This is a genomic window from Lysinibacter cavernae, from assembly GCF_011758565.1.
In the GTDB taxonomy this organism is placed as follows: domain Bacteria; phylum Actinomycetota; class Actinomycetes; order Actinomycetales; family Microbacteriaceae; genus Lysinibacter; species Lysinibacter cavernae.
Genome location: NZ_JAAMOX010000001.1, coordinates 1,193,877 through 1,219,504, shown reverse-complemented (window position 1 = coordinate 1,219,504; position 25,628 = coordinate 1,193,877). Strand labels below are relative to the sequence as shown.

The 25,628-nt window shown below is 61.7% G+C and carries 27 protein-coding genes; 21 read left to right on the top strand and 6 right to left on the bottom strand.

Going from position 1 to position 25,628, the window contains the following annotated elements; genetic code table 11:
* The first annotated feature begins 49 nt into the window (after positions 1-49).
* Positions 50-565: a MarR family winged helix-turn-helix transcriptional regulator gene (locus tag FHX76_RS05465; RefSeq protein WP_243848584.1), complete on the top strand. Its 516-nt coding sequence runs from the start codon at positions 50-52 to the stop codon at positions 563-565.
* 62 nt (positions 566-627) lie between these two features.
* Here the strand turns inward: FHX76_RS05465 and FHX76_RS05460 are convergent, their stop codons facing one another.
* Genes FHX76_RS05460 through FHX76_RS05450 form a run of 3 tightly spaced genes read right to left on the bottom strand, consistent with a single transcriptional unit; the run spans position 628 to position 3,088 of the window.
* Complete coding sequence (locus tag FHX76_RS05460) at positions 628-1,491, bottom strand: ABC transporter ATP-binding protein (protein ID WP_167148672.1); 864 nt, start codon at positions 1,489-1,491, stop codon at positions 628-630.
* A gap of 8 nt (positions 1,492-1,499) precedes the next feature.
* Entirely contained in the window at positions 1,500-2,276 is a 777-nt protein-coding gene (locus FHX76_RS05455; RefSeq protein WP_167148670.1) for an ABC transporter permease, read from the bottom strand.
* A 2-nt stretch (positions 2,277-2,278) separates the two neighbouring features.
* Positions 2,279-3,088 (bottom strand): ABC transporter permease, encoded by an 810-nt coding sequence (locus FHX76_RS05450; RefSeq protein WP_167148668.1) that lies wholly within the window; start codon positions 3,086-3,088, stop codon positions 2,279-2,281.
* Positions 3,089-3,411: 323 nt separating this feature from the next.
* Between FHX76_RS05450 and FHX76_RS05445 the strand changes: the two genes are divergently transcribed.
* From FHX76_RS05445 to FHX76_RS05395, 11 genes are all read left to right on the top strand, one after another.
* Positions 3,412-3,936 carry a MarR family transcriptional regulator gene (locus tag FHX76_RS05445; RefSeq protein ID WP_167148666.1) on the top strand — a complete coding sequence of 175 codons (525 nt, stop codon included), beginning with the start codon at positions 3,412-3,414 and terminating at the stop codon, positions 3,934-3,936.
* A gap of 190 nt (positions 3,937-4,126) precedes the next feature.
* Complete coding sequence (locus FHX76_RS05440) at positions 4,127-4,936, top strand: IclR family transcriptional regulator (protein WP_167148664.1); 810 nt, start codon at positions 4,127-4,129, stop codon at positions 4,934-4,936.
* 79 nt (positions 4,937-5,015) lie between these two features.
* Positions 5,016-6,209 carry a 4-hydroxybenzoate 3-monooxygenase gene (locus FHX76_RS05435; RefSeq protein WP_167148662.1) on the top strand — a complete coding sequence of 398 codons (1,194 nt, stop codon included), beginning with the start codon at positions 5,016-5,018 and terminating at the stop codon, positions 6,207-6,209.
* 120 nt (positions 6,210-6,329) lie between these two features.
* Positions 6,330-7,145 carry a protocatechuate 3,4-dioxygenase subunit beta gene (pcaH, locus tag FHX76_RS05430; protein ID WP_167148660.1) on the top strand — a complete coding sequence of 272 codons (816 nt, stop codon included), beginning with the start codon at positions 6,330-6,332 and terminating at the stop codon, positions 7,143-7,145.
* A complete protein-coding gene (pcaG, locus tag FHX76_RS05425; protein WP_167148658.1) occupies positions 7,142-7,693 on the top strand; it encodes a protocatechuate 3,4-dioxygenase subunit alpha in 552 nt (183 codons plus the stop codon). The genes pcaH and pcaG overlap by 4 nt, the downstream gene beginning before the upstream one ends.
* A 29-nt stretch (positions 7,694-7,722) precedes the next feature.
* Positions 7,723-9,102 (top strand): lyase family protein, encoded by a 1,380-nt coding sequence (locus FHX76_RS05420; protein ID WP_167148656.1) that lies wholly within the window; start codon positions 7,723-7,725, stop codon positions 9,100-9,102.
* A gap of 88 nt (positions 9,103-9,190) precedes the next feature.
* Positions 9,191-10,462, top strand: coding sequence for a bifunctional 3-oxoadipate enol-lactonase/4-carboxymuconolactone decarboxylase PcaDC (gene pcaDC / locus FHX76_RS16875; protein WP_167148654.1), 1,272 nt, complete (start codon positions 9,191-9,193; stop codon positions 10,460-10,462).
* Positions 10,463-10,671: 209 nt separating this feature from the next.
* Entirely contained in the window at positions 10,672-11,880 is a 1,209-nt protein-coding gene (locus FHX76_RS05410; RefSeq protein WP_167148652.1) for a thiolase family protein, read from the top strand.
* A 5-nt stretch (positions 11,881-11,885) separates the two neighbouring features.
* Entirely contained in the window at positions 11,886-12,614 is a 729-nt protein-coding gene (locus FHX76_RS05405; RefSeq protein ID WP_167148650.1) for a 3-oxoacid CoA-transferase subunit A, read from the top strand.
* The gene (locus tag FHX76_RS05400) at positions 12,611-13,282 is read left to right on the top strand and encodes a 3-oxoacid CoA-transferase subunit B (protein ID WP_167148648.1); all 672 of its coding nucleotides are present in this window, start codon (positions 12,611-12,613) and stop codon (positions 13,280-13,282) included. Before FHX76_RS05405 ends, FHX76_RS05400 begins: the two co-directional genes overlap by 4 nt.
* Positions 13,283-13,332: 50 nt before the next feature.
* A complete protein-coding gene (locus FHX76_RS05395; RefSeq protein ID WP_386762674.1) occupies positions 13,333-14,148 on the top strand; it encodes an IclR family transcriptional regulator domain-containing protein in 816 nt (271 codons plus the stop codon).
* Here the strand turns inward: FHX76_RS05395 and FHX76_RS05390 are convergent, their stop codons facing one another.
* Positions 14,149-14,823: a lysoplasmalogenase gene (locus FHX76_RS05390; protein ID WP_167148646.1), complete on the bottom strand. Its 675-nt coding sequence runs from the start codon at positions 14,821-14,823 to the stop codon at positions 14,149-14,151.
* 201 nt (positions 14,824-15,024) lie between these two features.
* On the opposite strand from FHX76_RS05390, the gene FHX76_RS05385 reads away from it, so the two are divergent.
* The 5 genes from FHX76_RS05385 to FHX76_RS05365 all read left to right on the top strand — a co-directional run bounded on the left by FHX76_RS05385 (position 15,025) and on the right by FHX76_RS05365 (position 19,923).
* Positions 15,025-15,762 carry a TetR/AcrR family transcriptional regulator gene (locus FHX76_RS05385; RefSeq protein ID WP_167148643.1) on the top strand — a complete coding sequence of 246 codons (738 nt, stop codon included), beginning with the start codon at positions 15,025-15,027 and terminating at the stop codon, positions 15,760-15,762.
* Positions 15,763-15,764: 2 nt separating this feature from the next.
* A complete protein-coding gene (locus FHX76_RS05380; protein ID WP_167148642.1) occupies positions 15,765-16,280 on the top strand; it encodes a CarD family transcriptional regulator in 516 nt (171 codons plus the stop codon).
* Between the two features lie 13 nt (positions 16,281-16,293).
* Complete coding sequence (locus tag FHX76_RS05375; RefSeq protein ID WP_167148640.1) at positions 16,294-17,163, top strand: SDR family NAD(P)-dependent oxidoreductase; 870 nt, start codon at positions 16,294-16,296, stop codon at positions 17,161-17,163.
* A 1,178-nt stretch (positions 17,164-18,341) separates the two neighbouring features.
* On the top strand, positions 18,342-18,692 hold the full coding sequence (locus FHX76_RS05370) for a hypothetical protein (RefSeq protein WP_167148638.1): 351 nt from the start codon (positions 18,342-18,344) through the stop codon (positions 18,690-18,692).
* 832 nt (positions 18,693-19,524) lie between these two features.
* The gene (locus tag FHX76_RS05365) at positions 19,525-19,923 is read left to right on the top strand and encodes a hypothetical protein (protein WP_167148636.1); all 399 of its coding nucleotides are present in this window, start codon (positions 19,525-19,527) and stop codon (positions 19,921-19,923) included.
* A 559-nt stretch (positions 19,924-20,482) separates the two neighbouring features.
* Here the strand turns inward: FHX76_RS05365 and FHX76_RS05360 are convergent.
* Positions 20,483-21,289 carry an ABC transporter permease subunit gene (locus FHX76_RS05360; RefSeq protein ID WP_167148634.1) on the bottom strand — a complete coding sequence of 269 codons (807 nt, stop codon included), beginning with the start codon at positions 21,287-21,289 and terminating at the stop codon, positions 20,483-20,485.
* The gene (locus FHX76_RS05355) at positions 21,279-22,205 is read right to left on the bottom strand and encodes an ABC transporter ATP-binding protein (protein WP_167148632.1); all 927 of its coding nucleotides are present in this window, start codon (positions 22,203-22,205) and stop codon (positions 21,279-21,281) included. Before FHX76_RS05355 ends, FHX76_RS05360 begins: the two co-directional genes overlap by 11 nt.
* A 242-nt stretch (positions 22,206-22,447) precedes the next feature.
* Here FHX76_RS05355 and FHX76_RS05350 point away from each other — a divergent pair, with 242 nt between their 5' ends.
* The 4 genes from FHX76_RS05350 to FHX76_RS05335 are packed head-to-tail and all read left to right on the top strand — an operon-like array spanning position 22,448 to position 25,621.
* Positions 22,448-23,176 (top strand): IclR family transcriptional regulator, encoded by a 729-nt coding sequence (locus tag FHX76_RS05350; RefSeq protein ID WP_167148630.1) that lies wholly within the window; start codon positions 22,448-22,450, stop codon positions 23,174-23,176.
* Entirely contained in the window at positions 23,173-24,261 is a 1,089-nt protein-coding gene (locus FHX76_RS05345; protein WP_167148628.1) for an ABC transporter ATP-binding protein, read from the top strand. Before FHX76_RS05350 ends, FHX76_RS05345 begins: the two co-directional genes overlap by 4 nt.
* The gene (locus FHX76_RS05340; RefSeq protein ID WP_167148626.1) at positions 24,258-24,908 is read left to right on the top strand and encodes an ABC transporter permease subunit; all 651 of its coding nucleotides are present in this window, start codon (positions 24,258-24,260) and stop codon (positions 24,906-24,908) included. Before FHX76_RS05345 ends, FHX76_RS05340 begins: the two co-directional genes overlap by 4 nt.
* Positions 24,905-25,621 carry an ABC transporter permease subunit gene (locus FHX76_RS05335; RefSeq protein ID WP_167148624.1) on the top strand — a complete coding sequence of 239 codons (717 nt, stop codon included), beginning with the start codon at positions 24,905-24,907 and terminating at the stop codon, positions 25,619-25,621. The genes FHX76_RS05340 and FHX76_RS05335 overlap by 4 nt, the downstream gene beginning before the upstream one ends.
* Positions 25,622-25,628 lie beyond the last annotated feature (7 nt).

Genomic DNA, 25,628 nt, shown 5'->3' with positions numbered 1-25,628 from the left:
ATAAACTCAATAATGTGGTTGAGGGGGCTGGCGGGCTAATCTTGTGAATATGGAGACACGGACATCCGCACAATCGACCGTTGCCGGCAGCGAAGCCGCACCCCGCCAGGCCGGAGCCGCGGCATCCGCGATGGAACGCTTTATCGACACGGATCTTGGCCACGACATCGACTTTTTGCTTGCCCGCGCCCGCGCGGCCCGTTCGGCGGCAACCAACGCCCTGCTTGAGCCGCTCGACCTCCGCGTTCGTTCGTACTCGGTGCTGTCCCTCGCGTGCAGCGATACAAACCCGTCACAAAAAGAACTCGCGCAGTTTCTCGACCTCGACCCAAGCCAGATCGTGGCGCTTATCGATCGACTCGAAGAGCGCGGCCTCGTGCGGCGTGAGCCAGACCCGAGGGATCGGCGCTCAAATGTCATCAGGGCTACCACCGCTGGCAAGGCGCTCTATGCTGAGGCTGGCCCGCTCGTCGCTCAGTCCCAAGAACTCGCTATGAGCTCGCTCACCGCACGGGATAGGGAGCGGCTCTTCGGCTATCTCAAACTGGTTGCGTTTCACGGCTAAGGCCCCCGCCTGAATCCGCCGGGTTATCGGCAACGTCACGCAGGGGCCCTGAGCGGATGCGGCTACGCTGCACTCGCCGGTGTTGGCGAGTAGCGCTCGTGCTTGGCGCGCTGGATGAGCTCGTAGACCTGGGTGCGCAGGTCGGCGAACTCTGGCAGTGCGCGCGTGCTGAGCTGATCACGCACCTCTGGGAGGTCGATGATCACTTCCTCAAGCACCATGGTCGGTGCGCTTGAGAGCACAATGACGCGCTGCCCAAGATACACAGACTCGTCAATATCGTGCGTGACAAAGAGGACGGTCACACCCATCGTCTTCCAGATAGTGCGGACGAGGTCCTCAAGCTCCGCCCTGGTTTGGGCGTCAACCGCAGCAAAGGGTTCATCCATGACTAATACGTGCGGCTGGAACGCGATCGCCCGTGCGATCGCCACGCGCTGCTGCATGCCGCCGGAGAGCTGCCACGGGTATTTCGAGGCGGAACCCCCGAGTCCAACGGCCTCAAGGGACTCTGCGATAAGCGACTGCCGTGTTGCCTTGTCGAGTTTCTTTTCGAGGAGGGGGAGTTCGATGTTCTGTTGCACGGTGAGCCAGGGGAAGAGGCTGCGGCCGTATTCCTGCAACACGACGGCCATGCCCTCTGGCGGGCCGTTGACCGTTTTGCCCTCAAGTACGATCGCGCCAGAGGTTGGCTGGAGGAGCCCGGAGACGCAGCGAAGGAAGGTCGTTTTTCCAGCTCCAGATGGCCCAACGATGCACACGAGTTCGCCAGGCCGGATGCTGAAGTCGAGGTTTCCGATTGCTTCAACGGCCGTTGGGCCAGAACCGTACACCTTGCGCAGGTGCTGCACTTCAAGGATTGCGTCGTGGCTTTGTGCGGTGTCGGTTGGTGTTGCGCCAATGGGCGTTGCGTTCGTCTGCGACATGTTGTTACCTACTTTTCTTTCACTTGCATATTGAAGTACCACGTCAAAACTCGTCCCTCGATGAGACGGAAGAGCGCATTTGCGCAGACACCGATAACGCCGAGCAGGATAATGCCACTCCACATCTCGGGAAGGGCAAACAGGCGCTGGAACTGCACAATGTTGAATCCGATGCCGTTGGTGGCGGCGAACATTTCGCTGATCACCATCATGATGAGGCCGATGGACAGCGCCTGGCGCGCTCCAATAAAAATCTGGGGTGAGGCACTCGGCAGGATGATCTTGACCGTTCGGCGCCAGCCGTTGATGCGATACGAGCGCGCGGTATCCAGTTGCACCCCGTCAATTCCCCTGACTCCTTCGATGGTGTTCAGCAGGATTGGCCAGATGCAGCCGAAGATAATAACGATGACCTTCATTCCGTCGCCAATGCCGGCAAACAGCATGACGATGGGGACAAGAACGGGAGGCGGAATTGCCCTGAAGAACTCGAGGGTCGGTTCGAGAAAGTACCGGAGGCGTCGGATTGACCCGATGATCATGCCAAGCATCACGCCGAGGATGAGGGCACCAAGGTAGCCGGTCAGGAACCGGATCAGGCTTGGGACAACATCCTCCTGGATGCGGCCGTCAAGCCAGGTCGCAGGAAAGACCTTGGCGATGACAACCGGGGATGGCCAGAAGGGGCTCTTGGCGCTGTCGGCCCACACGATCCAGAAGATCACAATGACGATGGGAACCGCAAAGACGTAGAACAGCTTTTTGCCGAGGGATGCGAGCGTCATGATTAGTGCGCCTCCGTTCGTATCGAGGCGTGCCAGAACAGGAGTTTCTGTTCGGCGGTGCGTGCCCCGATATTCACGACGACGCCCAAAAGTGCCGCGATGAGAACGAGGGAGTACATCGATGCCGTTGCGCCAGAAGACTGCGCCGTCACGATGAGTTTGCCGATGCCGGGGGAGCCGATGACGAGTTCTCCGGTGATTTCGAGGACAAGCGCAACTGCTGCGGCAAGCCGAACGCCAATGATGACGTAGGGCGTGATGCTTGGCCAAATGACGCGGCGAATGGTTGTCCAGGTGCTCAGGCGGTAACTCTTTGCCGTGTCAATGGCGACGGGGTCAACATCTTTGACTCCGTACATGACCTGGAAGAGCACCTGCCAGAGGCTTGCGTAGATCACGAGCAGGAGCGTCGCGTTCATTGTCGTTCCGAACAGCAGCACGGCGAGCGGCACGAGCGCGACTGACGGAATCGGGCGAAGGAACTCGATGGTCGAGTGCATAAGCTTTCCGAGCACTGGCACGCTTGCGAGCAGGATGCCGAGGATGACTCCGAGCGCGGTTGCGATGGCGAGGCCAAGCAGCCAGCCAAGAATGGTTGAGCCGAAGGCCGACCAGAATTCTGGGCGCGAGAACTGCACCATGAGGGCTTGCAGAATCTCGCTGAGCGGCGGAAAGAACTTGGGGTTCACGATGCCTATGGTTGGAATGGTCTGCAGCAAGATGAGCAGCGTGAGGATTCCGGCGGCCCCAAAGAGGAGTGGCTCGTTGCGTTTCGGCCGGGCGCGTACCCGTGTCTGTTGGGCGGTTGTCATCGGTCCTCCGTGTGTCGGAACACGAGGCTGGATGGCGCTGTGCGCGGTTGGGTCTGCGGCGTCATTGCGGCTCAAAACTCCTTCGTTTTGCGGCTTGTGTGCTCTCCCGAACAGAAGTTCGTATGGTGATCACTACCAGTTGATAGGTAAACTACATGAATAATCCAACATAAACAAGATGGATGCCAGCTCGGGGCAATTCAAGAAATATGACTCGCGAAATCCGGTGTTGGCGCAAGGGCTGCCCTACAGTTGGGGAAGGCGTTAAGTCTCGCTGCTCAGGCGTCAGGCATGACGGGCGCGACGGGAGGTGAGGTTGAAGAGTGAGTATCGATGAATCTGACGAAGTGATGCGCAGTCGGCTCGATCACACCATCAACAGGGATCACTACACGCCGGCCCTTGTCTCGCTGGTTTCCAATTACCTGCTCTGGGGTGGCTCAAAGGTCTTTCGTCATCATTTTGGTCTCGGCACAAACGAGTGGCGCATTCTCAGTGCGCTCAGTAACCACCCGGGTATCTCTGCGTCCGAGGTGACGGCCGTTCTTGAGGTGAATAAGTCAATTGCCTCGCGCAGCACCACGGTGCTACTTGAGCGCAACCTCATTCGTATTCTCATTGAGGGTGGTGCCCGACGAATGTACCTGACCGCTCAGGGGGTTGAGGTGCACAATGCAATGGTTCCCATAGCGCTTGAGCGCGAACGGGTCTTGCAGTCCGGGCTGACCGAGGATGAGGTGGGTCAGTTGCAGTCCCTCCTGCTGCGCGTTATCGATGGGGCCCCGGGCCTTAAATTGCTCGACGAGGAGTATCTTGCCGAACCGAGCCTGACGACCTCGCTCGACTAGGTCTGTTCCGGCTGGTTCTGAGTCATTGCGGGCAGTCCCCTCGACATGGCACGAGAAACGAGCAATAATTAGCGGACAAGTGTTCGTTATGCGAACGGGTGTGCGGTCACCACTGCTTGGGTCCACACCCCTGTGAGTTTGAATAGGGATGACCGGTGAAGAGAAGTCGGTCGCGCGGAAGGAATGTGGCATGGCGAATTCAGCGTCTGGCGAGTCCATGATCAGCCGGGTGGCGCGAGTGGTTGCGGCCCTCGACGACGATCATCCAGGCCTCACCGTCAGTGGCCTCGCCGAGGTCACCCACCTGCCCATCGCCACAACACACCGAATCGTTCGTGACCTCGTCGATATCGGCTGGGTGCACAAGGATGCCGACGGCCGGGTGCGCCTCGGGCTTCGGCTCTGGGAAATCGTCAACCGCGGGTCAGTCGCCCGCGAGCTGCGCACGGTTGCGCGCCCCTATATGGAGGACGTGCACAGCGTCGTCAAGCAACACACGCAGCTTGGCATCCTCGAAGACGGCGACGTCCTCTTCCTCGAATGCTTCTCGCGGCGAGGGTCTGTTGACAACGCGGTCACGGTTGCCGGGCGCCTCCCCGCCCACATCTCATCCGCCGGCCTTGTCATCATGGCGTTCGCCCCTCCGGCCGCTCAAGAAGTGTTTCTTCGGGCCAATGCAATGCTCGTGCCAGACCTCCGCGGGCGCCTCGAACAGATTCGGCGCAACGGCTACGCGGTCGTCGACGGGATGCTGCACGCCAATACGTCCGGCATCGCCGTTCCCATTTGGGACAAGAGCAAGTTCTCCGTCGCAGCGCTTAGCGTTGTTGTGCCACGAGACCCTGCCGAAGTAAACCTCGCGGTGCCAGCCCTGCTTATCGCGGCCCGCGGAATTTCGCGGGAGCTCGGCTTTCGTGATCCCCAGCGGCGCGAGGCTTACGCGCACGAGGCGGCCACAAATCCCCGCAATTATCAATCAATGGAAAGGCGTGCTGGTTAGCGCCTGCACCCGTGGCAAACTGAACCAAATCTCAAGCACCACGTAGATACGTGTGACTTATCAAGGAGGATGAGACGACATGGCTCAGCGTGAATTGCTGAAAACTCAGGTTGGCATTGTTGGGGCAGGCCCAGCAGGGCTCATGCTTTCGCACCTGCTCGCACAATCAGGCATCGACTCGATCGTGATCGAAAAACGCAGCCGCCGCGAGATCGAAGAAACGATTCGCGCCGGCATCCTCGAACATGGCTCAGTGAAGATGCTCGTCGAGTCTGGCGTCTCCAATCGTGTCATCGACGAGGGCTACGAGCACGAGGGTATCGAGCTTCGCTTCAACGGTGAGGGGCACCGCATCGATTTCCGCGATCTTGTTGGCGAATCGGTCTGGCTGTACCCGCAGACGGAGGTATTCAAAGACCTCGCGGCAGCCAGGGACCGTGACGGCGGCGACGTTCGCTACAGCGTGAGCGAGACCGGCGTGACAGGGATTACGGGCGACGACCCGCGCATCCAATTCACCGGCGAAGACGGCGTTGAGTACGAGATTGACTGCGACTTTGTCATCGGTGCCGATGGCTCGCGCAGCATGTGCCGCAAGCTGATTCCCGAGGGAACCCGCGCCGACAACTTCCGCGAATACCCCTTCGCCTGGTTCGGCATCCTCGCTGAGGCCCCAATGAGCGCGCCAGAACTCATCTACGCCCGTTCCGAGCGTGGGTTTGCGCTCATCAGCCAGCGCACCGAGACAGTGCAGCGCATGTACTTCCAGTGCGACCCGACCGAGAAGCCGGAAGACTGGAGCGAGGCCCGCATCTGGGACGAGCTGCAGGCTCGCGTTGCCGGCCCCGACGGGTTTGAGCTGAAGGAGGGGCCAGTCACCGACAAGATCGTGCTGCCGTTCCGTAGCTACGTGTGCGAGCCAATGCGCTACGGCAAGATGTTCCTTGCGGGGGACGCGGCCCACACGGTTCCGCCGACCGGCGCGAAGGGCCTCAACCTTGCCCTCAACGACATGCGCGTGCTGCACACCGCACTCACCGAGTTCTACGCGAACGGTTCCGAGAAGCTGCTTGACGGTTACAGCGAACGTGCCCTCGGACGCGTGTGGAAGAGCCAACACTTCTCGTACATGATGACGACCCTGCTGCACAACATGCCGCAGGCGAGCGCATTCGACTCCCGCCGCCAGCTCGCCGAGCTTGAGACCCTCGTCTCGTCGCGCGCCGGCCAAACCTACCTCGCAGAGGGATACACGGGCTGGCCAAACGCCTAGCGGCGTCGCAAGCCCCGCCCGAGCGCACAAACCTGCATCTATTTGCGAGTTTCTGCGCACGATTTGAGTTTTTACGACAGAAACTCGCAAATAGATGCAGTGAACAAGAAAGGAATGCAGATGACTGAGAAGCAAGCCCCCCGCAAAGTCGTTTCGTCCGACGCGGCCGCCAATAACCAGGCCGAGATCAACGAAGAGATGCGGGTCATCCACGAGGCATACGAGCAGGCAAAGGCAGCCGACCCGAGCGCGGAAGAAATCATGCCTCGCATCGATTTTGAGCCGTACCGAAGCTCGATCCTCCGCCACCCAACGAAGGATCTTCGTCACACCGACCCAGAAACCATCGAACTCTGGTCACCCGCCTTCGGGCACCGCGACGTGCACAAACTCGAGAGCGACCTGACGATCCAGCACAACGGCGAGCCACTTGGCGAGCGGATCATCGTCACTGGCCGCATCCTCGACGGTGACGGACGCCCGGTGCGCAACCAGCTCGTTGAGGTCTGGCAGGCCAACGCGGCCGGTCGCTACATCCACAAGCGCGACCAGCACCCGGCCCCAATTGACCCCAACTTCACTGGCGTTGGCCGGATGCTGACCGACGACAACGGCAACTACCGGTTCCAGACCATCAAGCCTGGCCCATACCCGTGGAAGAACCACCACAACGCGTGGCGCCCAGCGCACATCCACTTCTCGCTGTTTGGTACCGACTTCACCCAGCGAATGATTACGCAGATGTATTTCCCCGGCGACCCGCTGTTTGCGCTCGACCCGATCTACCAGTCGATTACCGATCAGAAGGCCCGCGACCGCCTGGTCGCAACCTACGATCACAACGTGACCGAGCACGAATGGGCAACCGGCTACAACTGGGACATCGTGCTCTCTGGCAGTAACCGCACCTGGATGGAAGACGAGGAAGACGAATGAGCAAGCTCACCCCAACGCCCGGACAAACCGTCGGCCCGTTCTACGGTTACGCGCTGCCGTATCCGAAGGACTCGGAGCTTGTGGTTCCCGGCTCGCCCCGCTCGATGCGCGTGCACGGAACTGTCACCGACGGCAACGGCGACCCCATTCCCGACTGCCTGCTCGAAATCTGGCAGGCAGACGAGCACGGCGTCATCTCGCAGAAGACCGGCTCGCTCAAACGCGACGGCTACACCTTTACCGGGTGGGGCCGCGCCGCCGTTGACGACGACGGGCATTTCACCTTCACGACGGTGAACCCTGGCTCGATCGAGGAAAAAGCGCCGTTCATCGCGGTGGTGGTCTTTGCCCGCGGTCTCCTGAATAAGCTGCACACCCGTGTGTACCTGCCAGAAGACACCGAGGCGCTTGCCAAGGATGCCCTCCTCAACTCGCTGCCTGCGGATCGCCGCGCGACCCTCATCGCCGAGCGCGAAGAAGACGGCAGCCTGCTCTGGAACATCCGGTTGCAGGGCGAAAACGAGACCGTTTTCTTGGACTTCTCGTAGGTGCCGGCGTCTCGTAAACTGAACACCCAATGAGCACTCACACGAATTACGATCAGGGGCTACTGAGCCCACTCTGGGTTGACTCGGCCGCCGCGCGGTTGAGCAGCGACCGAAGCATCGTTCAGGCCATGCTGACGGTGGAGAGCGAATGGATGGGCGTGCTGGCCGCAAACGGCCTCGCCGATCCAGCGTTCATCGCCGTGGTCGAGGAGGCGGCGAATGCCGACCTCTACGACCTTGACCAGATCGCGCGTGATGCTCAGGGAGGCGGGAATCCGCTGATCCCAACGCTTGGCCAGTTGCGCCGCCGGGTGGCGGAAACGTCCCCGGCGGCGGCTGCACGCATCCATGCGGCGGCAACGAGCCAAGACATTGTTGATACCGCGCTCATGCTTGTTTGCCGTGACGTGCTCACCGCGCTGCTTGACGATTCCGCTGTGGCGGCTGAGGCGCTGGCCGCGATTGCCGCTCAGCATTCCGAGACCATCATGGTCGCTCGTACTCTTGGCCAGCATTCACTGCCAACGACCTTCGGCTTGAAAGCCGCGCAGTGGCTTGCCGGCGTCACCGCCGCCCGTCGCGCGCTGCGCGCTGCGCTTGCCATGCTGCCGCTCCAGTGGGGCGGCGCGGCCGGTACGGTCGCGGCTCTTACTGAGCTTGCGGGGGACAGCGCGCAGTTGCTCACTGACGAACTCGCGGCGGCCCTTGGGCTCGCCTCGCCAATCGCACCGTGGCAGGTTTCGCGTTCGCCCATCATGACGGTTGCGGCCGCCCTCGCTGAGGCGGTTGCGGCCTTTGGCAAGATTGGCAACGATGTCGCGCTCATGACCCGCCCTGAGCTCGGCGAGCTTTCTGAGCCTCTTGCCGAGGGGCGTGGGGTTTCTTCCGCGATGCCGCAGAAGCAGAATCCTGTGCTTTCCGTCATACTGCGCAGCGCCGCGATTGCTGCGCCCGGCGCGCTCGGCCAGGTCTTCTCGGCCTCGTCATCCTTCAGCGATGAGCGCCCCGACGGCGGCTGGCACGCCGAGTGGTCTCCGCTGCGCGAGCTGCTTCGCTTTGCCGGGGGAGCAGGCTCCGTGACTCGTGAGCTCGTGTCGGGGCTCGTTGTGCGGCCAGACCGGATGCTCGCCAACCTTGCGCTGAGCGGCCCGCTTGTGCTGAGCGAGCGCATTGTTGCGGTGCTGGTTCCTGTTCTCACCGCGGCTGGAATCTCAGGCGCGTCCGCTCAGGTGAAAACCCTCATCTCGGACTCGCGTGCTGAGGGAAATCTTGCGGAGCTGCTGCGGGATGCCTTCCCTAGCGAAATCGTGAGCGCTGAGTTGCTTGCCGATCTCCTCGACCCCGCCAATTATCTTGGGCAGGCCCGCGAGCTGGTTGCGCGCATAGTCGCCGACAGTCGCACCGCCTGACCAGCGCGTCCCCGCATCCCTGACCCACATCCGCGGCACGCACCCCCGCCTGACTCACCCCGACTTACCGTAAGAGAAGAGAATCCTCATGACCGTTCCCGTGCTGAAAGCCGCCCTGCTCTCTGAGTCGGCAGCCGACACATCGCTTCCCGTGCTGATCGTTGGTGCCTCACTCGGCACCTCCGCGCGGATGCTGTGGAAAGAAGCGGCCGCGGCGTTGAGCGGTTCGTTCCGAGTTATCGGGTGGGATCTGCCCGGCCACGGTCACAGTCCACGGCCGGAAGAACGCTTTACCGTTGTCGATCTGGCCGAGGGCGTTGCGTCGCTCGTGACCGCGATGCGCGAGCACGGCGAGCTGGGGGACCAGCCAGTGTTCTATGCGGGCGACTCGCTCGGTGGCGCGGTTGGTCTGCAACTTGGTATCGATTATCCTGACCTGTTTGCCGGTCTCGGAATCATCTGTTCTGCCGCCAAGATTGGCACGGAAGAGGGCTGGCTTGAGCGGGCAAAGACCGTCGCTGGGATGGGAACTACCACCATGGTCATCGGCTCCGGCCAGCGCTGGTTTGCGCCCGACTTTATGGAGCGGCAGCCAGAGGTGGGAAGTCGGTTGCTGCACTCGCTGTCTGAGACCGATGACCAGGGCTACGTCTTCTGCTGTGAGGCCCTCGCGCAGTTTGACGTTCGCGATCGTCTTGGCGAGATTTCGGCGCCACTCATAGCTATTGCTGGCCAGTACGACGGCGTCACGACGTACGAAGATGCCTGGGCGATCGCCTCTGCCGTGCAGGATGGCTCTGCTGAGTGGGTCGCGGATGCCGCGCACCTGGTTCCTGCCGAGCGCCCCGACCGCTGCGCTGAGATTCTCATTCGCCACTTTGAGCGGGCGGCGGGGGTGGCGGGCTCGGCCGCCTCGACACCTGCCGCGACCGAAGGCGCAGACCACGCCATGTCGGATCGCCTCCCTGGCGACCCGTACGACGCGGGGATGGCGGTCCGCCGCCAGGTGCTTGGCGACGCGCATGTTGACCGGGCAACGGCATCCATCACGGATACGACGGCTGAGTTCCAGGAAATGATCACCCGCTACGCGTGGGGCACGATCTGGACGCGACCTGGCCTCCCTCGGACGACGCGAAGCGCCATGGTTTTGACCGCCCTGATCGCCCACAGCCACTGGGAAGAGTTTGCGATGCACGTTCGTGCGGCCCTCCGCAACGGCATGACCCGCGATGAGATCAAAGAGGTCATCCTGCAGAGCGCGATCTATTGCAGCGTGCCGTCGGCGAACTCGGCGTTCAAGGTTGCGCAGCAGGTGTTTGCGGAGCCAGACCTGCCAGACACGGTCGCTGGCCGCTAGCGCAATAGCCTTCGCTCGCGGGGTGCATTTCGGCTCGTGGGGTGCGTAAAAGTGCACCCCACGACGCAAAGTGCGCCCCGCGAGAAGGTTTCTTGCGGGCGAGAAATGTAATAAGCTGTCCGTATGGTGAACTTGCGTTCGCAATGCGAACAGTTCCCGAGTGTTTGAGTACTGACCGGAACCCCGCACCGGGGTGGCAAAGGAGCATCATGGAACAGGCCTATCTCTACGACGCCGTTCGCACCCCGTTTGGCAAATTTGGCGGCTCGCTCGCAGGCACCCGCCCAGACGACCTCGCCGCGCACGTTGTCCGCTCAATTGTTGACCGTGCGCCGGGGCTCACCCCAGAGGTCCTCAACAACAACGGCATCGACGAGGTAATTTTCGGCAATGCCAACGGTGCGGGAGAAGAAAACCGCAACGTGGCTCGCATGGCGACGCTGCTTGCGGGTCTGCCAACGAGCATCCCTGGCGCGACCGTCAATCGCCTGTGCGGCTCCTCGCTCGACGCCGCGATGTTCGCGAGCAAGAACGTGGCCGTCGGCGAAGCGGATGTTGTGGTTGTTGGCGGCGTCGAATCGATGAGCCGCGCCCCCTGGGTGCTGCCAAAAACCGAGCGCCCCTATCATGCGGGCGACCTTACCCTGTCGTCAACGACGCTCGGCTGGCGCCTCGTCAACCCGCTCATGCCGAAGGAATGGACCGTCTCGCTTGGCGAGGCGACCGAGCAGCTGCGCGAAAAGTACGGCATCACGCGCGAACGCCAAGACGAATTCTCTGCCCGCTCGCATCGGCTTGCTCAGCAGGCGTGGGATGCCGGCCACTACGACAACCAGGTTTCCGTGGTTCCCGATACCAAGCTGGAACGCGACGAGGGCATCCGCGCCACGAGCACCGTTGAGGTGCTCGCAGGGCTCAAGACGGTGTTCCGCAAGGACGGCACCGGCACGGTAACAGCTGGCAACGCCTCGCCGCTGAGCGACGGTGCGTCGGCGGCGATCGTCGGATCTGAGCGCGCGGCATCCACCCTCGGCCTGCAGCCGCTCGCCCGCATCGCAGGGCGCGGCGCGGCGGCGAACGAGCCCCAATTCTTCGGCTTTGCCCCGGTTGAGGCAGCCAACCAGGCGCTTAAGCGCGCGGGCATCTCGTGGGATGACGTTGCTGCGGTTGAGCTCAACGAGGCATTCGCAGCCCAGTCGCTTGCCTGCGTGGATGCCTGGGGCATCGACCTCGACATCGTCAACGGATGGGGCGGCGCGGTTGCGCTCGGCCACCCGCTTGGTGCCTCTGGCATCCGCTTGCTCTCGACCCTCGCGCGCCGCCTCGAAACTTCGGGCGACCGCTGGGGCGTCGCCGCCATCTGCATCGGCGTTGGCCAAGGCCTCGCCGTCGTACTCGAAAACCCAAACGGAAAGTAGCGACCATGCCAACTCTCACGACCAGCGCGGCTGAGGCAGTCGCCCAGATTCCTGATGGCGCGACCATCCTCATTGGCGGCTTTGGCAAGGCTGGCCAGCCCGTTGAACTGATCGAGGCGCTGCTTGAGCACGGCGCAACCGATCTCACCGTGGTTAACAACAACGCCGGCAACGGCGACCACGGTCTTGCGGCGCTCATTGGCGCAGGGCGCGTCAAGAAGATCATCTGCTCGTTCCCTCGCCAGAGTGACTCGCACCAGTTTGATGCCAAGTTCCACGCAGGCGAGATTGAGCTTGAGCTGGTACCTCAGGGCAACCTCGCCGAGCGCATCCGGGCTGCCGGGGCAGGAATTGGCGGGTTCTTCACCCCGACCGGATACGGCACGCTGCTTGGCGAGGGTAAAGAGACCCGCGTCATTGACGGCAAGGGCTACGTGCTTGAGTCGCCTATTCACGCCGAATACGCGCTCATCAAGGCCGATACCGCCGATACCATCGGCAACCTCACCTATCGCAAGACGGCCCGCAACTTTGGCCCGATCATGGCGACGGCGGCCAAACACACCATCGTGCAGGTCTCGCACGTCGTTGAGCCAGGCCAGATCGACCCAGAGGTTGTGGTGACTCCCGGCATCTTTGTGAATGTCATTGTGGACCTGAGCAGCACGGCCACCACCAGGAGCACCGCGCACCAGCCGTTTGACCGCAACGAAACGAAAGGTTCGAACCGATGAGTGACCTTGCCACACAGGCCCCAGACGCCAGCCAGCCGCTGACCCGCGACCAGCTCGCCGAAATTGTTGCAGCGGACATCCCCTCAGGTTCGTTTGTGAACCTCGGAATTGGCCAGCCAACCCTGGTCTCAAACTACTTCACGCCGGATCAGAACGTGACGCTGCACACCGAAAACGGCATGCTCGGCATGGGCCCGGTTGCGGTCGGCGACGAGATTGACGACGACCTCATCAACGCTGGCAAGATCCCGGTGACTGAGCTGCCTGGCGCATCCTATTTCCACCACGGTGATTCGTTTGGCATCATGCGCGGAGGCCACCTCGACATGTGCGTGCTTGGCGCGTTTCAGGTCTCGGCTGGGGGAGACCTCGCCAACTGGCACACCGGCGACCCGAAGGCTATTCCGGCCGTTGGCGGCGCGATGGACCTCGCGACCGGCGCGAAAGACATTTTTGTGATGATGAATCTCTTCACGAAGACTGGCGAGAGCAAGCTTGTGCCTGAGCTCACGTATCCGGCAACCGGCCTTGCCTGCGTGACCCGCGTGTACACCGACGTTGCGATCTTTGAGATCGCGCCTGAGGGTGTCACGGTGCGGCAAACCTACGGCATCGACTTCGCCGAACTACAATCAAGAGTTGGGGTTCCACTACTTCAACCCAAGTAGGGAAACAGCGCTTGAGTACAGGAGTTGCCGTGGCCGAGGTCGCCAGCACTATAGAATCGCCGGATGAAACGCCAGTGAACGCGGGTGCCGCGGGTGAGCAGTTTGTCCAGTCGCTCGCGCGCGGGCTCACCGTGATCCGGGCCTTTGACGGCGAACACACGTCGATGACGTTGAGCGAGGTTGCCAAGCGTGCCGACCTCAACAGGGCTGCGGCCAGGCGATTCCTGCACACGCTTGTTGAGCTTGGGTATGTGCGCACCGACGGTCGAACGTTTGAACTCACCCCGCTGGTGCTGCAACTCGGATACGCGTTCATGTCTGGACAGACCCTGCCCCGGCTCGCCCAGCCGCTGCTTGAGGATCTCTCTGCCAAATTGCACGAGTCGGTCTCAATGGCTGTGCTCGACGGCGCGGATATTGTCTATGTTGCGCGCATCCACACCAAACGAATCATGTCGACGGCGATCACGGTTGGCACTCGCTTTCCCGCCTATGTCACATCGATGGGGCGTGTGTTGCTTGCGGCCCTTCCGCCAAAAGAACTCGATGCCTACTTTGAAACCCTCGAGCCGCAAGCGCTCACCAGTCGCACCGTGACGGATACTGCCGTGCTGCGCGAGCGCATCGAACTCGCTGGGCGGCAGGGCTGGGCCATGATCGACCAAGAGCTTGAACAGGGCCTTCGCTCGGTTGCCGTTCCTGTCGCAGACGTTGACGGAAAGGTCGTTGCGGCCCTCAACGTGTCGATGCAGGCCTCTCTGCTGAGCGACGGCGAGACGGATGTTGCCGAGACCATCGCCGCTATGGTTGCGGAACTCCAAGACATGGTTCGGCATCTTGTCGAACTGCAACGCTCGCTCGGATAGCTACCGACGCTGCGATCGCAGCACCGCCAGCGCGATGAGGCCCTGTGCTGCCGTGTAGGTGAGCATGATGACAAACGACGCCTGCGGCACGACGGGGTCTGGGTAAAACATGTGGATCGCGAGCACCGAGTCGGAGAGCACAAAGAGCCCGCCGCCAAGAGCGAGCAGCGCACCGCCACGCGTTGCAACCGTTGCCATCGCTGCCAGGACAAGGCCGTAGGCGATGACCGGTACGAGGAGCGCGCCGAGGTGCGGCAACAGCATCCAAACCAGGAGCCCGAACCAAACGAAGTACACGGGAGTCCATTTGGCAACGCGCCCGCGGAAGGCCTGCGCAAACAGCACGATGTACGCAATGTGGGCCAGCAAGAAAAACGTGAGCCCGACGACGAAGTTGCCAAGCGTGATGTCGCCGAGCCACGACAGTACAATTCCTGCCGATGCCAGCAGCGTTGCCCGCGACAGCCTCTGGGGTGTCGCCAGTAAGAGTGCGAGCAGGAGGGCCGGCATGAGCAGTGGCTTTGTCCAGGTATCGACTGCGGCTGAATCCGCGAGCTTGGCCCCGAGGTGCACCGCGGCAACCGCGATGTACGGCGTAAACGCAAACCACAGGTTGCGCACGGCGGGGCGGGAAGACTGCTGTGGGTGAGCGTTACGCATCGTTGCATCGGCCATAGCCAATTATGGCAGCTACATCTCGGTTGGCTCGAGAGTCGGCAGCAGTTGGGCCTCGGATACGGGGATGCGTGTGACTGTGGCTCTCGGCGTTGGCCGGGTCAACCAGAAAATCGCGCTGCGCTTGGTTGTGGCAGCTTTCTTGAATCCCGTCTTGAATACTTTTTGGACACGTGTCCAGGAAGTGGTACAATGGTTGATATGGCTACTCTCAGCGAAACCCACCCTTCGGGGCAACGGGTCTCGCAGGTAGCAACATCCGACCCCCGCTCCGAGCGCACCCGCCAACTTGTGTTTGGCGCCGTTCAGCAGCTCATGTCTTCTGGAGCTCAGGCCGTTTCGGTGAGCGATATTGTTCGGGCGGCTGGCATTAGCCGTAGCTCGTTCTACACCCATTTTGGTGGACTCGACGAGCTGGCAACGAGCTTCCTTCGCGCCCAGATTGCGGCGATCTCGGCATCCGGAACCGACCTCCTCGAGTCGAGTGTTTCTGGCATAATCGCCGCAGACGCTGGCGAGACCAGTGGGCTCGAGGCAGCGCGGGTTGGTTACGGCCGGCTGATCGAGCATATGGTCGAGAACTTTCCGCTCTACACGAGCGTGATCGAGCTTCCGCCGGTGCGCCACGCCTACAACGACATCATCCGCCGCTACGTTCGCGGGGTGCTCGGTGCCATTATCGAGCAGGCGACCGTGCCAGCAGGCGTTAACGCCGAACTGGTTGCCCTCTACGAGGCCGGTGGCGCGCTGACGCTCATCAGTGCCTGGATGCGCGGCAATCTTGACCTCTCCGACGAAGAACTCACCGAGCAACTCGTCGCGTTTCTTCCCGATTGGCTCGCTTCATCGCGGGTCTCCCTCCCTTCCGCCCTCGGCGTCCAGCTCGAAGAGACTGGCGGCGTTGGCGACCACCCACAAAACAACAGAAAAGGCAGTTAACCATGAAGTTTGTCGTTGGCGAAACGCTCGTTTACCCACACCACGGTGCCGTCACCATCGTTGAGGTCTCAACCGTCAACATCAAGGGTGAAGACATGCAGGTCATGACACTTGATGTGCATACGAGCGACCTCCAAATTAAGCTGCCAATCGAAAACGCCGAGATCGTCGGCGTTCGCGACATCATCGATGCAGAGGGCGTCGAAGCCGTGTTCAACGTTCTGCGCGAGCCCTTCGTTGAAGAGCCAGTGAACTGGTCACGCCGCTACAAGGCCAACCAGGAGAAAATGGCGAGCGGAAACGTGCTCCGCGTTGGCGAGGTTGTGCGTGACCTGTGGCGTCGCGACCAAGACAACGGAGTATCCGCCGGTGAAAAGCGCATGCTCGCAAAAGCCCAGCAGGTGCTTGTCTCCGAGCTTGCGCTCGCCCAGAAGAACACCGACGAAGAAGCACTCGCGAACCTCACCGAGGTGCTTGCCTCCTCGCTGAGCGACGTCGAGCCCGTCGTCTCGATCTAACCAGCAGCGAATAATGTCGCACACGGTTCGCGGCGCGAACGTCCTTGTGACCGGGGCAGCCTCAGGAATGGGGCTGCTCTACGCTCGCAAAGCGGTCGCAGAGCACGCTCAGTCGGTCACCCTCTGGGACCGCGACGAGTCAGGGCTCGCCGCTGCCGTCGCCACGCTCGAACGCGATGTCAACGACGCCGTGATCTTGGGGCGTCGCTCGTCCGGGTCATCCTCGGTGACGGACATCCGCTTCACCGTCGTTGATCTGACCGATCTCGACCAAATAGAGGCGGCCGCTAGCGAAGCGCTCGCGCATTCGGTGCCAGACGTGCTCATCAACAACGCTGGCATCGTTGCTGGCAACAGCTACTTCTGGCACACGGATACGCGCAGCCAAACCGTGCCGACCATGCAAATTAATACCCTCGCGCCCATGCACATCACCAGGCAATTCCTACCCGCGATGATTGCGGACGGGTCGCGAGCCAAGCGCATCCTCAACGTGGCCTCGGCCGCGGCAACCGTGTCGAATCCTCGGATGAGCGTGTACGCAGCGTCAAAATGGGCCCTCTTCGCTTGGGGAGACTCGGTTCGACTTGAGCTCGCCAAGGCGCGCCACGACCACGTGCGCGTCACGACTTTCTGCCCGTCCTATGTGAGCACCGGCATGTTTGACGGGGCCAAAGGGATGCTGCTGACGCCCATCATCACTCCAGCCCACGCGGTCGACCGCGCCTGGCGGGCAATGCTTGCGGGTAAACCAGTGCAGTTCACCCCCTGGGCCGTGAACGTGGCGAAGGTGCTCAGGGGAGTCCTTCCCGTCCGTCTCTGGGACCGAGTCGCCAGCCGCATGGGTGTCTACTCGAGTATGAACGAGTTCCGCGGACGTTGACGTAGGCCGCTGGCGTTGGGGCTCTCGCAGGGGCTTCCATTAGGGCTTCCGCCTGCGCTTCCGCTGGGGCTGTTTCTACCGTGGCGTTTCCGCTTGCACTGGTGCATCGTTGGTGCTCTTGCGGATGCTGGCGCTGGCGTTTCCGCCTCCGTACCCCGCTGACGGTCGCGTACTCCGCTGCCATTTCAGCATCCGTACTCCGCTAACGTTTCTGCGGTCGTTGGCGCTCCTGCACCCTTGACGCACGCGCCCTGGTACCTGCCCGACCCGGGTATCCGCACGCGCTCCTCGTCGAGTGCCCTCAAATCCACCAAAACTTGCAGGTTTTTGATCGATTTGCGGGCACTCGCGGCTGATGCGAACGGGCCTGTGGATAATTTGGGCAGCAAAACCCGGGATACGGCACAGTTGTTGCCATGCCACGACGAATCGCCCTTCCCCCTGAGCTACACCACAGCGCGGTCCGCATTCGCGACGCCTACGCCCTCGGGCTGACAGAGGCCCGGCTCCGAGGTACAGATCTTCTTCGGCCGTTCCATGGAGTACGCATGAGTTGTCACCTGCCGCTCGACCTGTTGTCGCGATGCGTGGCCTACTCCGTGATTATGCGTACCGAACAATTCTTCAGCCACGAGACCGCGGCGCTGCTGTATGGCTGCCCGCTTCCACGGCCCGTCGAATCCGACGTCACCCTTCACGTGTCCGCGCCCCGGCGCGCGCTCATCCCCAAGGGAAAGGGCGTCATAGGTCACCTCAGCTCGGGCGCTGAGGTTGCTGTGCGAACGCTTCTGATATCGAGTCAGAGGGCAAACCTTGTGGACGTGGGCGGGTTTTGTGGCAGCGGTGCTGAGCATATTGCACCAGCATCGAGCGGTGTCCCGCCTGTTGACATCCAGAATGTTGCAACGCCTCATGCTCGTACAAGTCGACAGCGCGAACCTGTGCTCGCCCAAGTCGTGCCGCGCACGTTGCGGGTCGCGGACCCATGTACGTTGTTCCTGTCACTCGCTGGCACACTCTCACGACATGACCTGGTTGCTGTTGGCGATTATCTGGTCCGCTGTCCTGTATTTGGGTCAGAACGATCGGGGCGGCCTTTCACATCTATCGATGAACTTTCGCGACGCGTCAGCGGATGGTCGGGTCGCCACGCACGTGCCGCCTCTACCGCTCTGCGCTTGATTCGTGAGGGCTCGGATTCGCGGCAAGAGACCCTGCTGCGTCTCTTGCTGGCGGATGCTGGTCTACCCGAGCCGGAATTGAACGTGGATGTGTGTGATTCGGCCGGCAACTGGATCGCGAGAGTTGATCTGTTGTACTCAGAATTCGGTGTGGTCGTCGAGTACGACGGAGATCAACATCGCACCTCGAAGCGGCAATATGAGCGGGACATCCATCGGTTTGAGGATCTTATGTTGGCGATGAACGCGGTGGTTCGGGTGAGGGCGTCGGGCCTGGCCTCCGGATGGCCCGACACACTTCACCGCGTGACCTCGGCCCTCCGCTCGGCCGGATGGAGCCCCGGCTAAATCCTGCGGCTCGGTCTCTTGGTTAGGTCTTTTGACGGAGCCTCTTGGTTAGGTCTCTCGACGGAGCCTCTTGGTTAGGTCTCTCGACGGAGCCTCTTGGTTAGGTCTCTCGACGGAGCCTCTTGGTTAGGTCTCTCGACGGAGCCTCTCGGCTAGGTCTCTCGGCTAGATCTCCCGGCTAAGCCTCTCAAAGCTGCCCAATCTCACCCGCACGCCTGCCCGACCCGTAAATGCTCACCCATTCCACCAATTCCACCCGCTCCAACCTCATCCCCAAGTGGCTTCGAGTGCCCTCAAATCGACGTAAAATCGCCGTTTTGGAACGATATGAGGGCACTCGCAACAGCGACGGGACGGTGAGACGAGGCGAACTAGAGATTACGAGGGCTGGCAAGGGTTGAAACGGTGGGGTCTGGCGGGCTGGGGTATGGCGGGTCTGGCGGGGTCTTGTTGAATTGAGCCAGGGGCGGCATAGGCATAGGCATTGGCATAGGCATAGGCCTGGATATGAGTATGGGCATCGTCATGGATAAGGCATGACGATCGGCCGTGTGCGTCGGGGCTGTGGGGCAGTGGGAATGAGTGAGGTAGCGGGTGGGCGATCAATTTTGCGTACACGAGGGGGTATCGGCATGCTTGTCGGTGTCGGTGTCGGTGTCGGTGTCGGTGTCGGTGTCGGTGTTGGTGTTGGTGCGCCTAAGGTCTGCGTAACTGCGTAACTGCGTAACTGCGTAACTGCGTAACTGCGTAACTGCGTAACTGCGTAACTACGTGCTCGCGTGTGTGCCTGCAGAATCGGATACTGTGGGTGGACCCCCGCGAAAGGTCATCGATGACTCACCCCCGACGTGTTCTTTTGATTGGCGCCGCTGGCGCCGCCGCTGCAATTGTGGCCACCGTGGTGGCACTCAACCTTGGTTCGGGGCACAAATCCTACTCAGAAGCTGAGGTCGAGCAACTCACCAACGCCTACCTCGATGACCAATGGACGACGTATGGAACCGGAGGCGAACGGCCCTATTACGATATTGTGCGTCGCATTGCACAAGATGAATGGGCGGCAATACATGGGCAGTGCCTTATTGACCTCGGGCAGGGGGTCACCATTGACGGTGACAGCCTGTCATTCTCATCCGCGCTCGGAGCGGACGAGACCTCCCGTAACCTCGCCTTTTACGAATGTGCTGCGAAGTACCCGCTTGAACCGCAACACATCGCAACTGACGACTAGGCTCGCCAACACGAATCACCAGCTCTCTTCGCAAGCTCAGTCCGTTTTGGTCGTGATTCGTCACAGAATGGTCGCAGCTCCACCCAAGGCCTGATTCTTATGTGGATCTGTGACCATTCTGTGCTTTCGTGGCGCATTTGCGCGGATGTTCTGGGGAATCGGCGCGGATTGCGGATTGCGGCTCGCGCGCTGGTCGAGCACGCAGCGCAGAGCGACTGCTACCAAAGGAAAGGGATGCCGCAGGCCAGGCGAGTGCCCCCAAATCGACCTAAAATTGACGTTTTGGGGCGATTTGAGGGCACTCGCCACGTGGCAAGGGTTGTTAACAGGGCGGGAACGCAAATGAAGCTCCAGGGCATGTGAAGCTCGACGGCATGAGAGCACCCAGCCCACGCCGCGGCTGTCAAGTCAGCCGGTCGTGGCTCCCAAGCCAACCGGCCAGCGGCTACCAGACCAGCGGCTACCAGACCAGCGGCTGCCAGATCAGTGGCTGCCGCGCCAGCGATCCGCGGCTACCAAGCCAGCACGTCCCGGCTGCCGCGCCAGCCGGGCATCGCCCCTACGCCCCCACGTCACGGCGGTTGAATGCCGCCAGCGCGATGACGAGCAGCAGCGCGATGAGCGAGTAGAGCAACCAGAGTTGGCTGCCGTCCCAGCCGTTCACGAGCGGTTCGCTTCGGTACGCCCACGCATATGGCGAGTAATCCTTGAGCGCGGAAAGCGTGTCCGACTGGCTTGCCACGGCGTTGAGCACATATGCGATGACCGAGATTCCCGCGCCGCCCATGAGTGCGATGCTGCGGCGGCCAACGATGGAACCAACGGTGAGGGAAGCGGCCGCGGCCAGCATCCCGAGCCCGCACAGCCCAAGGACCGCGATTCCGACGTTTCCGAGGTTGAGGTCGAGGTTGCTTGGCCCGTTGAGCGCAGCGATCACGCCCCAAACGATGGCTCCGAGGGCAAGAAAGCGCAGGGCGATGGATGCCGCGCGCTCAAGTATCACCTGGGTCCGGGTGACGCCGTGGGCGAGGGTCAGTTCGAGGGTGCCTCGCTCTTCGTCAGAGGCGAGGGCTGCGGTTCCCCAGCCTGTGCCAGCAATGACGACAAGCACAAAACCGAGGAGCCCGAAGAAGGTGCTTTGGGTGTATCCAGACCCCGTGCTGATGTTGTCGTAGCCGATTGCGGCGGTGAGTTCGTGGGGGAGCGATTTGATGAGGTCCTGCATCGAGGCGTTGCCTCCGATGGAGGAGAACAGCGGGAGATACAGGCTGAGGGCCGCGACGAGTCCAACGGCCCAGGCGATGAGCGAGCGCCAGGACTCGCGGAGCGAGTGGCGCAGCAGTGGAAGCGGGCGGCTAGCGCTCATGTGTCTGCCCTCCCTCGTAGAGGCCAAGCACGGCATCTTCAAGGTTTGGTGCTTCGATGCTCACATCGAGAACGTCGAAGCGCGCGAGTGCTTTGATGAACGGGTCTGGTGATCCTTCGAGCGCTCCTGAGATGTGCAGAACGCCGTCGGCCTCCTCGCCTGGCTGGTGTTCTATTGCGGTGAGGCCTTGCACCTGGGTCAGGGTGTCGAGGATGCTCGTCGAGCCGCGTAGCTTGGCGACAACTCGGCGCGTCGCCGATTCGCGAAGGGCGGAGACGGTGCTGACGGTGGCGATTTCGCCTCGGCGAAGGAGCGCAACTTCGTCGGCTACCTGCTCGATTTCGCTGAGGACGTGCGAGCTGAGCAGGACGGTCTGCCCCGCATCCCTCGCCTCGCGTACGAGTTCAAGAAAAGTCTGCTGCACGAGCGGGTCGAGCCCGCTGGTTGGTTCGTCAAGGACCAGCAGCGGCGGTCGGTGCATGAGGGCCTGCACGATGCCAAGCTTTTGTTTATTTCCTTTTGAGAGCCCGTGCACCTGTCGGCTGAGGTCAAGATCGAGGCGGTCCGTGAGCGCCGTGATGTCGGCGCGGGGTACGCCGCCGCTGAGATCTGCGTAGTGCGAGAGGAGGGCGTGGCCGGTGACCCGCCCTTCGAGCGAAAGCTCACCGGGCAGGTATCCGATCTTCCTCCGCAGGCCTACGCCGCCGCGGTGCGGGGACGTGCCAAGAACGCTGACGGTGCCGGATGTTGGCCGCATGATGTCAAGCAGGATGCGCATGGTTGTGGTCTTGCCTGCGCCGTTTGGTCCGATGAGGCCGAAGATTTTTCCTGGCGGGACCTGGAGCGAGATGTTGTTGAGGGCGACCCTGCTGCCAAAGCGTTTGGTGAGGTCGGCTGTTTCTATCGTGTAGCTCATTGTGGTTCCTTCGATCTGATCCACAGGGTTCGTGCCCCGACGGGGCGCGTGAACTCATGGTTGTCACTATAGACCTGCCGCGACAGGTCGATTGCCCCAGTGGACAAAATCGATAATCTTGCCATAAGATGAAAATCACATTTCAGTGAGTGATATTTCGACGATGTAGTTGAGCCTGGATGCCCGACCGTATCGACGAGTGCATAGCCGAGATCGAACAACGAAGATCGACAGGAGCATCCATGGCCGCAGACTCATCAACCAAGGCGAACTCGCCACGACGTGCCGAGCCGTCCTCTCGCGCCGACGCATCGACCAGAACAGTTGAGCGGGCGCTGAGCCTGCTCGGGGTCGTTTGCGAGCAGAGCGATATTGCCCTGAGCGAGGCCGCGAACCTCGTGAACCTCTCGCCGAGCACCGCGCTTCGGCTGCTGCGAACGCTTGAACAGACCGGTTTCGTCCGGCGCGACGACCGCGGTCTGTACAGCCCAGGAAGCCGGGTCATCCAGTTCGGAGCCCTTGCCGTGAGCCAGGATTCGCTCATCACCCTCTGCAGCGAGCGGATGCATGAGATCGCAGAGGTGACGGGCGAATCGACCTATCTGAGCATCCGTTCCATCGAGGAATCGGGCGTGTACATCGCCATCGCCGAGGGCACACACTCGGTGCGGCACACCAGCTGGGTTGGCCGCAGCATCCCGCTCAGGGAGAGTGCTGCAGGCCAGGCGCTGCTTGGTAAAGGTCCACCGGCCGGCTACGTGATTGCAGAGCAGGGCGTTGAAAACGATGTGACCGCAATCGCGGCGCCCATTTACTCTGGCACCAAAATCGTGGCAGCCCTGAGCGTCGTTGCGCCGAGCTATCGCATGGATGACACAAAAGATCACCGTATCGGAACGCTGCTGGTCGACACAGCGAGCACCATTTTCCCCCCAATGACCGGCAACAGAAACTCGGAACACATCTCATGATCACCTTTGATAACGTGACCAAGGCTTATCCAGACGGCACCGTCGCCGTTGACGGCCTCAACCTCGAGGCGGCTGATGGCGAGCTCACCGTGCTTGTTGGCCCTTCCGGCTGTGGCAAGACAACGTCGCTCCGCATGATCAATCGTCTCATCGAACCGACGTCTGGTTCGATCCTGCTTGGCAACGAGCGCACCGGAGATATGGACCCTGCCCTGCTCAGGCGTCGAATCGGCTACGTCATCCAGAACGCTGGCCTCTTTCCGCATCGCACGATCGCCGAGAACGTTGCGACGATGCCCATCCTGCTTGGCGAAAAACGGCGAACGGCGCTCATTCAGGCCGAGGAGCTGCTCGAGCGGGTTGGGCTGCCTCGTACGTTTGCTAAACGCTACCCTTGGCAGCTTTCGGGCGGCCAACAGCAGCGAGTTGGCGTGGCCAGAGCCCTCGCATCGAGCCCACGCTACATGCTCATGGATGAGCCGTTTAGCGCGGTCGACCCGATTGTGCGTGCCCAGCTGCAAGACGAATTCCTGCGGCTCCAAGCCGATATTGGCAAGACCATCATCATGGTGACCCACGACATCGACGAGGCACTCAAACTTGGCGACAAGGTCGCCGTCATGCGCGTTGGTGGCAAAGTTGCCCAACTTGCCACGCCTGCTGAGCTGCTAGCCAATCCAGCAGATAGCTTTGTTGCTGATTTCCTCGGGCGTGACCGCGGCTACCGTTTCCTCGGTTTTGTTGGCGTCGACGGCAGGGTGGAGCTGACCGACGAACCCGTCGCGGTGCTTGGCGAGCCCGTTCCTGCACACCTTGGCGCCGAGCCGTGGGTGCTGGTGCTTGATACCGCACAGCGCCCCGTTGGGTGGGTCGAGCCGTCAACAACCGACGGCCCCATCCGGGAGGAGCACCTCAACCTGAGCGGCACGCACGCACGTCACGATGAGACGATGCGTCAGATCCTTGACTCCGCACTGTCATCACCCAGCCGCCGCGGAGTTGTTGTTGACGGTCTTGGCACGTTCAAGGGCACCGTCACGGCATCCACCGTGGTTGCGGCACTCGAAGGGGTGAAAGTTTCGTGAACTTCGAGTGGCTTGCGAGGCAGTCCGACTACATCCTTGGGCTCGTCGGTTGGCACATTGTGCTTGCCGTGACTCCGCTCATCCTTGGCCTGCTGATCGCGCTTCCCATCGGCCTGCTCGCGCATCGCAAGCGGATTGTGTACACGCCCATTATTGGAACCGCAGGGTTGCTGTACACGGTTCCCTCGCTCGCGCTGTTTGTGTTGCTCCCGCAGGTGCTTGGCACGCGCATCCTCGACCCGCTGAACATCATTGTTGCGCTCACGGTATACACGGTCGCGCTGCTGGTTAGGGTCGTGACGGATGCGCTCGCCTCGGTTCCCGAAGAAACGATCCAGGCCGCAACGGCGATGGGTTACCGTGGCTGGCAACGTTTCTTGCTGGTTGAGCTGCCCGTTGGCATTCCGGTGATCAGCGCGGGCATGCGCGTTGCCGCCGTCTCGAACGTCAGCCTGGTGTCGATCGCGGCGCTCCTTGGCATTCCGCAGATCGGCAGCCTCTTTACGCAGGGCTTCCAGCTGCGGTTTTATACGCCGATCATCGCGGGTATCATCCTCTGCCTGGTGCTCGCCCTTGTACTCGACGGGATCATCATGTTCATCACCCGTCGCCTGACTCCCTGGACCCCGAAGGTGGTTACCTCGTGATCGATTACCTCACTGACCCAGCACACTGGACCGGTAAAGACGGCATCTGGATGCTGCTCGCCGAGCACCTGCTCTACTCGTTTATTGCGCTTATCGTTGCGTGCGCCATCGCCATTCCGCTTGGCCTGTACATCGGCTACACCCGCAAGGGCCAGTTTCTCGTTGCCGGCCTTGCGAACGCCCTCCGCGCGCTGCCGACGGTTGGTCTGCTCATCCTCATGGTTATGATCATTTCGCCGTTCTTTGCCTCGCGCCTCGCGTTTGTCATCCCGAGCCTGATCGTCCTTGTGCTGCTTGCGGTGCCGCCGATCCTGACCAGCACCTATGCCGGAATCATGGCCGTTGACGCGTCGGCCGTTGATGCCGCTAAGGGCATGGGCTTCCGCCCGATGCGCGTGTTGACCCAGGTGCAGATTCCGTGCGCAACGCCATTGATTTTGTCGGGCATCAGGAGTTCGCTGTTGCAGATTATCTCGACCGCTACGGTTGCCGCCTACATTTCGCTTGGTGGTCTCGGCCGCCTGCTGATTGATGGCAGGGCTCAGAACGACTACGGCCAAATGGCCGCAGGGGCTGTGCTTGTTGCGGCGCTTGCGCTCGTGTTTGAGCTTGGCCTTGGATATCTCACCAAGCGAGTCGTCTCGCCGGGGCTGTCTCGTCGAACGGTGAAAGAACGCCGTCGGGAGACGGTCGGCGTGCCGGTTCCCGCGTAACCAGCAC

Excerpts from the sequence above, each read along its gene's own strand:
- FHX76_RS05420 (WP_167148656.1), top strand. The coding sequence starts at position 7,723 with ATGAGCACTCACACGAATTACGATCAGGGGCTACTGAGCCCACTCTGG.
- FHX76_RS05355 (WP_167148632.1), bottom strand. The coding sequence starts at position 22,205 with ATGAGCTACACGATAGAAACAGCCGACCTCACCAAACGCTTTGGCAGC.
- FHX76_RS05435 (WP_167148662.1), top strand. The coding sequence starts at position 5,016 with ATGGCTCAGCGTGAATTGCTGAAAACTCAGGTTGGCATTGTTGGGGCA.
- FHX76_RS05375 (WP_167148640.1), top strand. The coding sequence starts at position 16,294 with ATGTCGCACACGGTTCGCGGCGCGAACGTCCTTGTGACCGGGGCAGCC.
- pcaDC (WP_167148654.1), top strand. The coding sequence starts at position 9,191 with ATGACCGTTCCCGTGCTGAAAGCCGCCCTGCTCTCTGAGTCGGCAGCC.
- FHX76_RS05390 (WP_167148646.1), bottom strand. The coding sequence starts at position 14,823 with ATGGCCGATGCAACGATGCGTAACGCTCACCCACAGCAGTCTTCCCGC.
- FHX76_RS05385 (WP_167148643.1), top strand. The coding sequence starts at position 15,025 with ATGGCTACTCTCAGCGAAACCCACCCTTCGGGGCAACGGGTCTCGCAG.
- pcaG (WP_167148658.1), top strand. The coding sequence starts at position 7,142 with ATGAGCAAGCTCACCCCAACGCCCGGACAAACCGTCGGCCCGTTCTAC.
- FHX76_RS05455 (WP_167148670.1), bottom strand. The coding sequence starts at position 2,276 with ATGACGCTCGCATCCCTCGGCAAAAAGCTGTTCTACGTCTTTGCGGTT.
- pcaH (WP_167148660.1), top strand. The coding sequence starts at position 6,330 with ATGACTGAGAAGCAAGCCCCCCGCAAAGTCGTTTCGTCCGACGCGGCC.
- FHX76_RS05360 (WP_167148634.1), bottom strand. The coding sequence starts at position 21,289 with ATGAGCGCTAGCCGCCCGCTTCCACTGCTGCGCCACTCGCTCCGCGAG.
- FHX76_RS05400 (WP_167148648.1), top strand. The coding sequence starts at position 12,611 with ATGAGTGACCTTGCCACACAGGCCCCAGACGCCAGCCAGCCGCTGACC.
- FHX76_RS05365 (WP_167148636.1), top strand. The coding sequence starts at position 19,525 with ATGACTCACCCCCGACGTGTTCTTTTGATTGGCGCCGCTGGCGCCGCC.
- FHX76_RS05345 (WP_167148628.1), top strand. The coding sequence starts at position 23,173 with ATGATCACCTTTGATAACGTGACCAAGGCTTATCCAGACGGCACCGTC.
- FHX76_RS05350 (WP_167148630.1), top strand. The coding sequence starts at position 22,448 with ATGGCCGCAGACTCATCAACCAAGGCGAACTCGCCACGACGTGCCGAG.
- FHX76_RS05380 (WP_167148642.1), top strand. The coding sequence starts at position 15,765 with ATGAAGTTTGTCGTTGGCGAAACGCTCGTTTACCCACACCACGGTGCC.
- FHX76_RS05450 (WP_167148668.1), bottom strand. The coding sequence starts at position 3,088 with ATGACAACCGCCCAACAGACACGGGTACGCGCCCGGCCGAAACGCAAC.
- FHX76_RS05465 (WP_243848584.1), top strand. The coding sequence starts at position 50 with ATGGAGACACGGACATCCGCACAATCGACCGTTGCCGGCAGCGAAGCC.
- FHX76_RS05405 (WP_167148650.1), top strand. The coding sequence starts at position 11,886 with ATGCCAACTCTCACGACCAGCGCGGCTGAGGCAGTCGCCCAGATTCCT.
- FHX76_RS05440 (WP_167148664.1), top strand. The coding sequence starts at position 4,127 with ATGGCGAATTCAGCGTCTGGCGAGTCCATGATCAGCCGGGTGGCGCGA.
- FHX76_RS05410 (WP_167148652.1), top strand. The coding sequence starts at position 10,672 with ATGGAACAGGCCTATCTCTACGACGCCGTTCGCACCCCGTTTGGCAAA.
- FHX76_RS05460 (WP_167148672.1), bottom strand. The coding sequence starts at position 1,491 with ATGTCGCAGACGAACGCAACGCCCATTGGCGCAACACCAACCGACACC.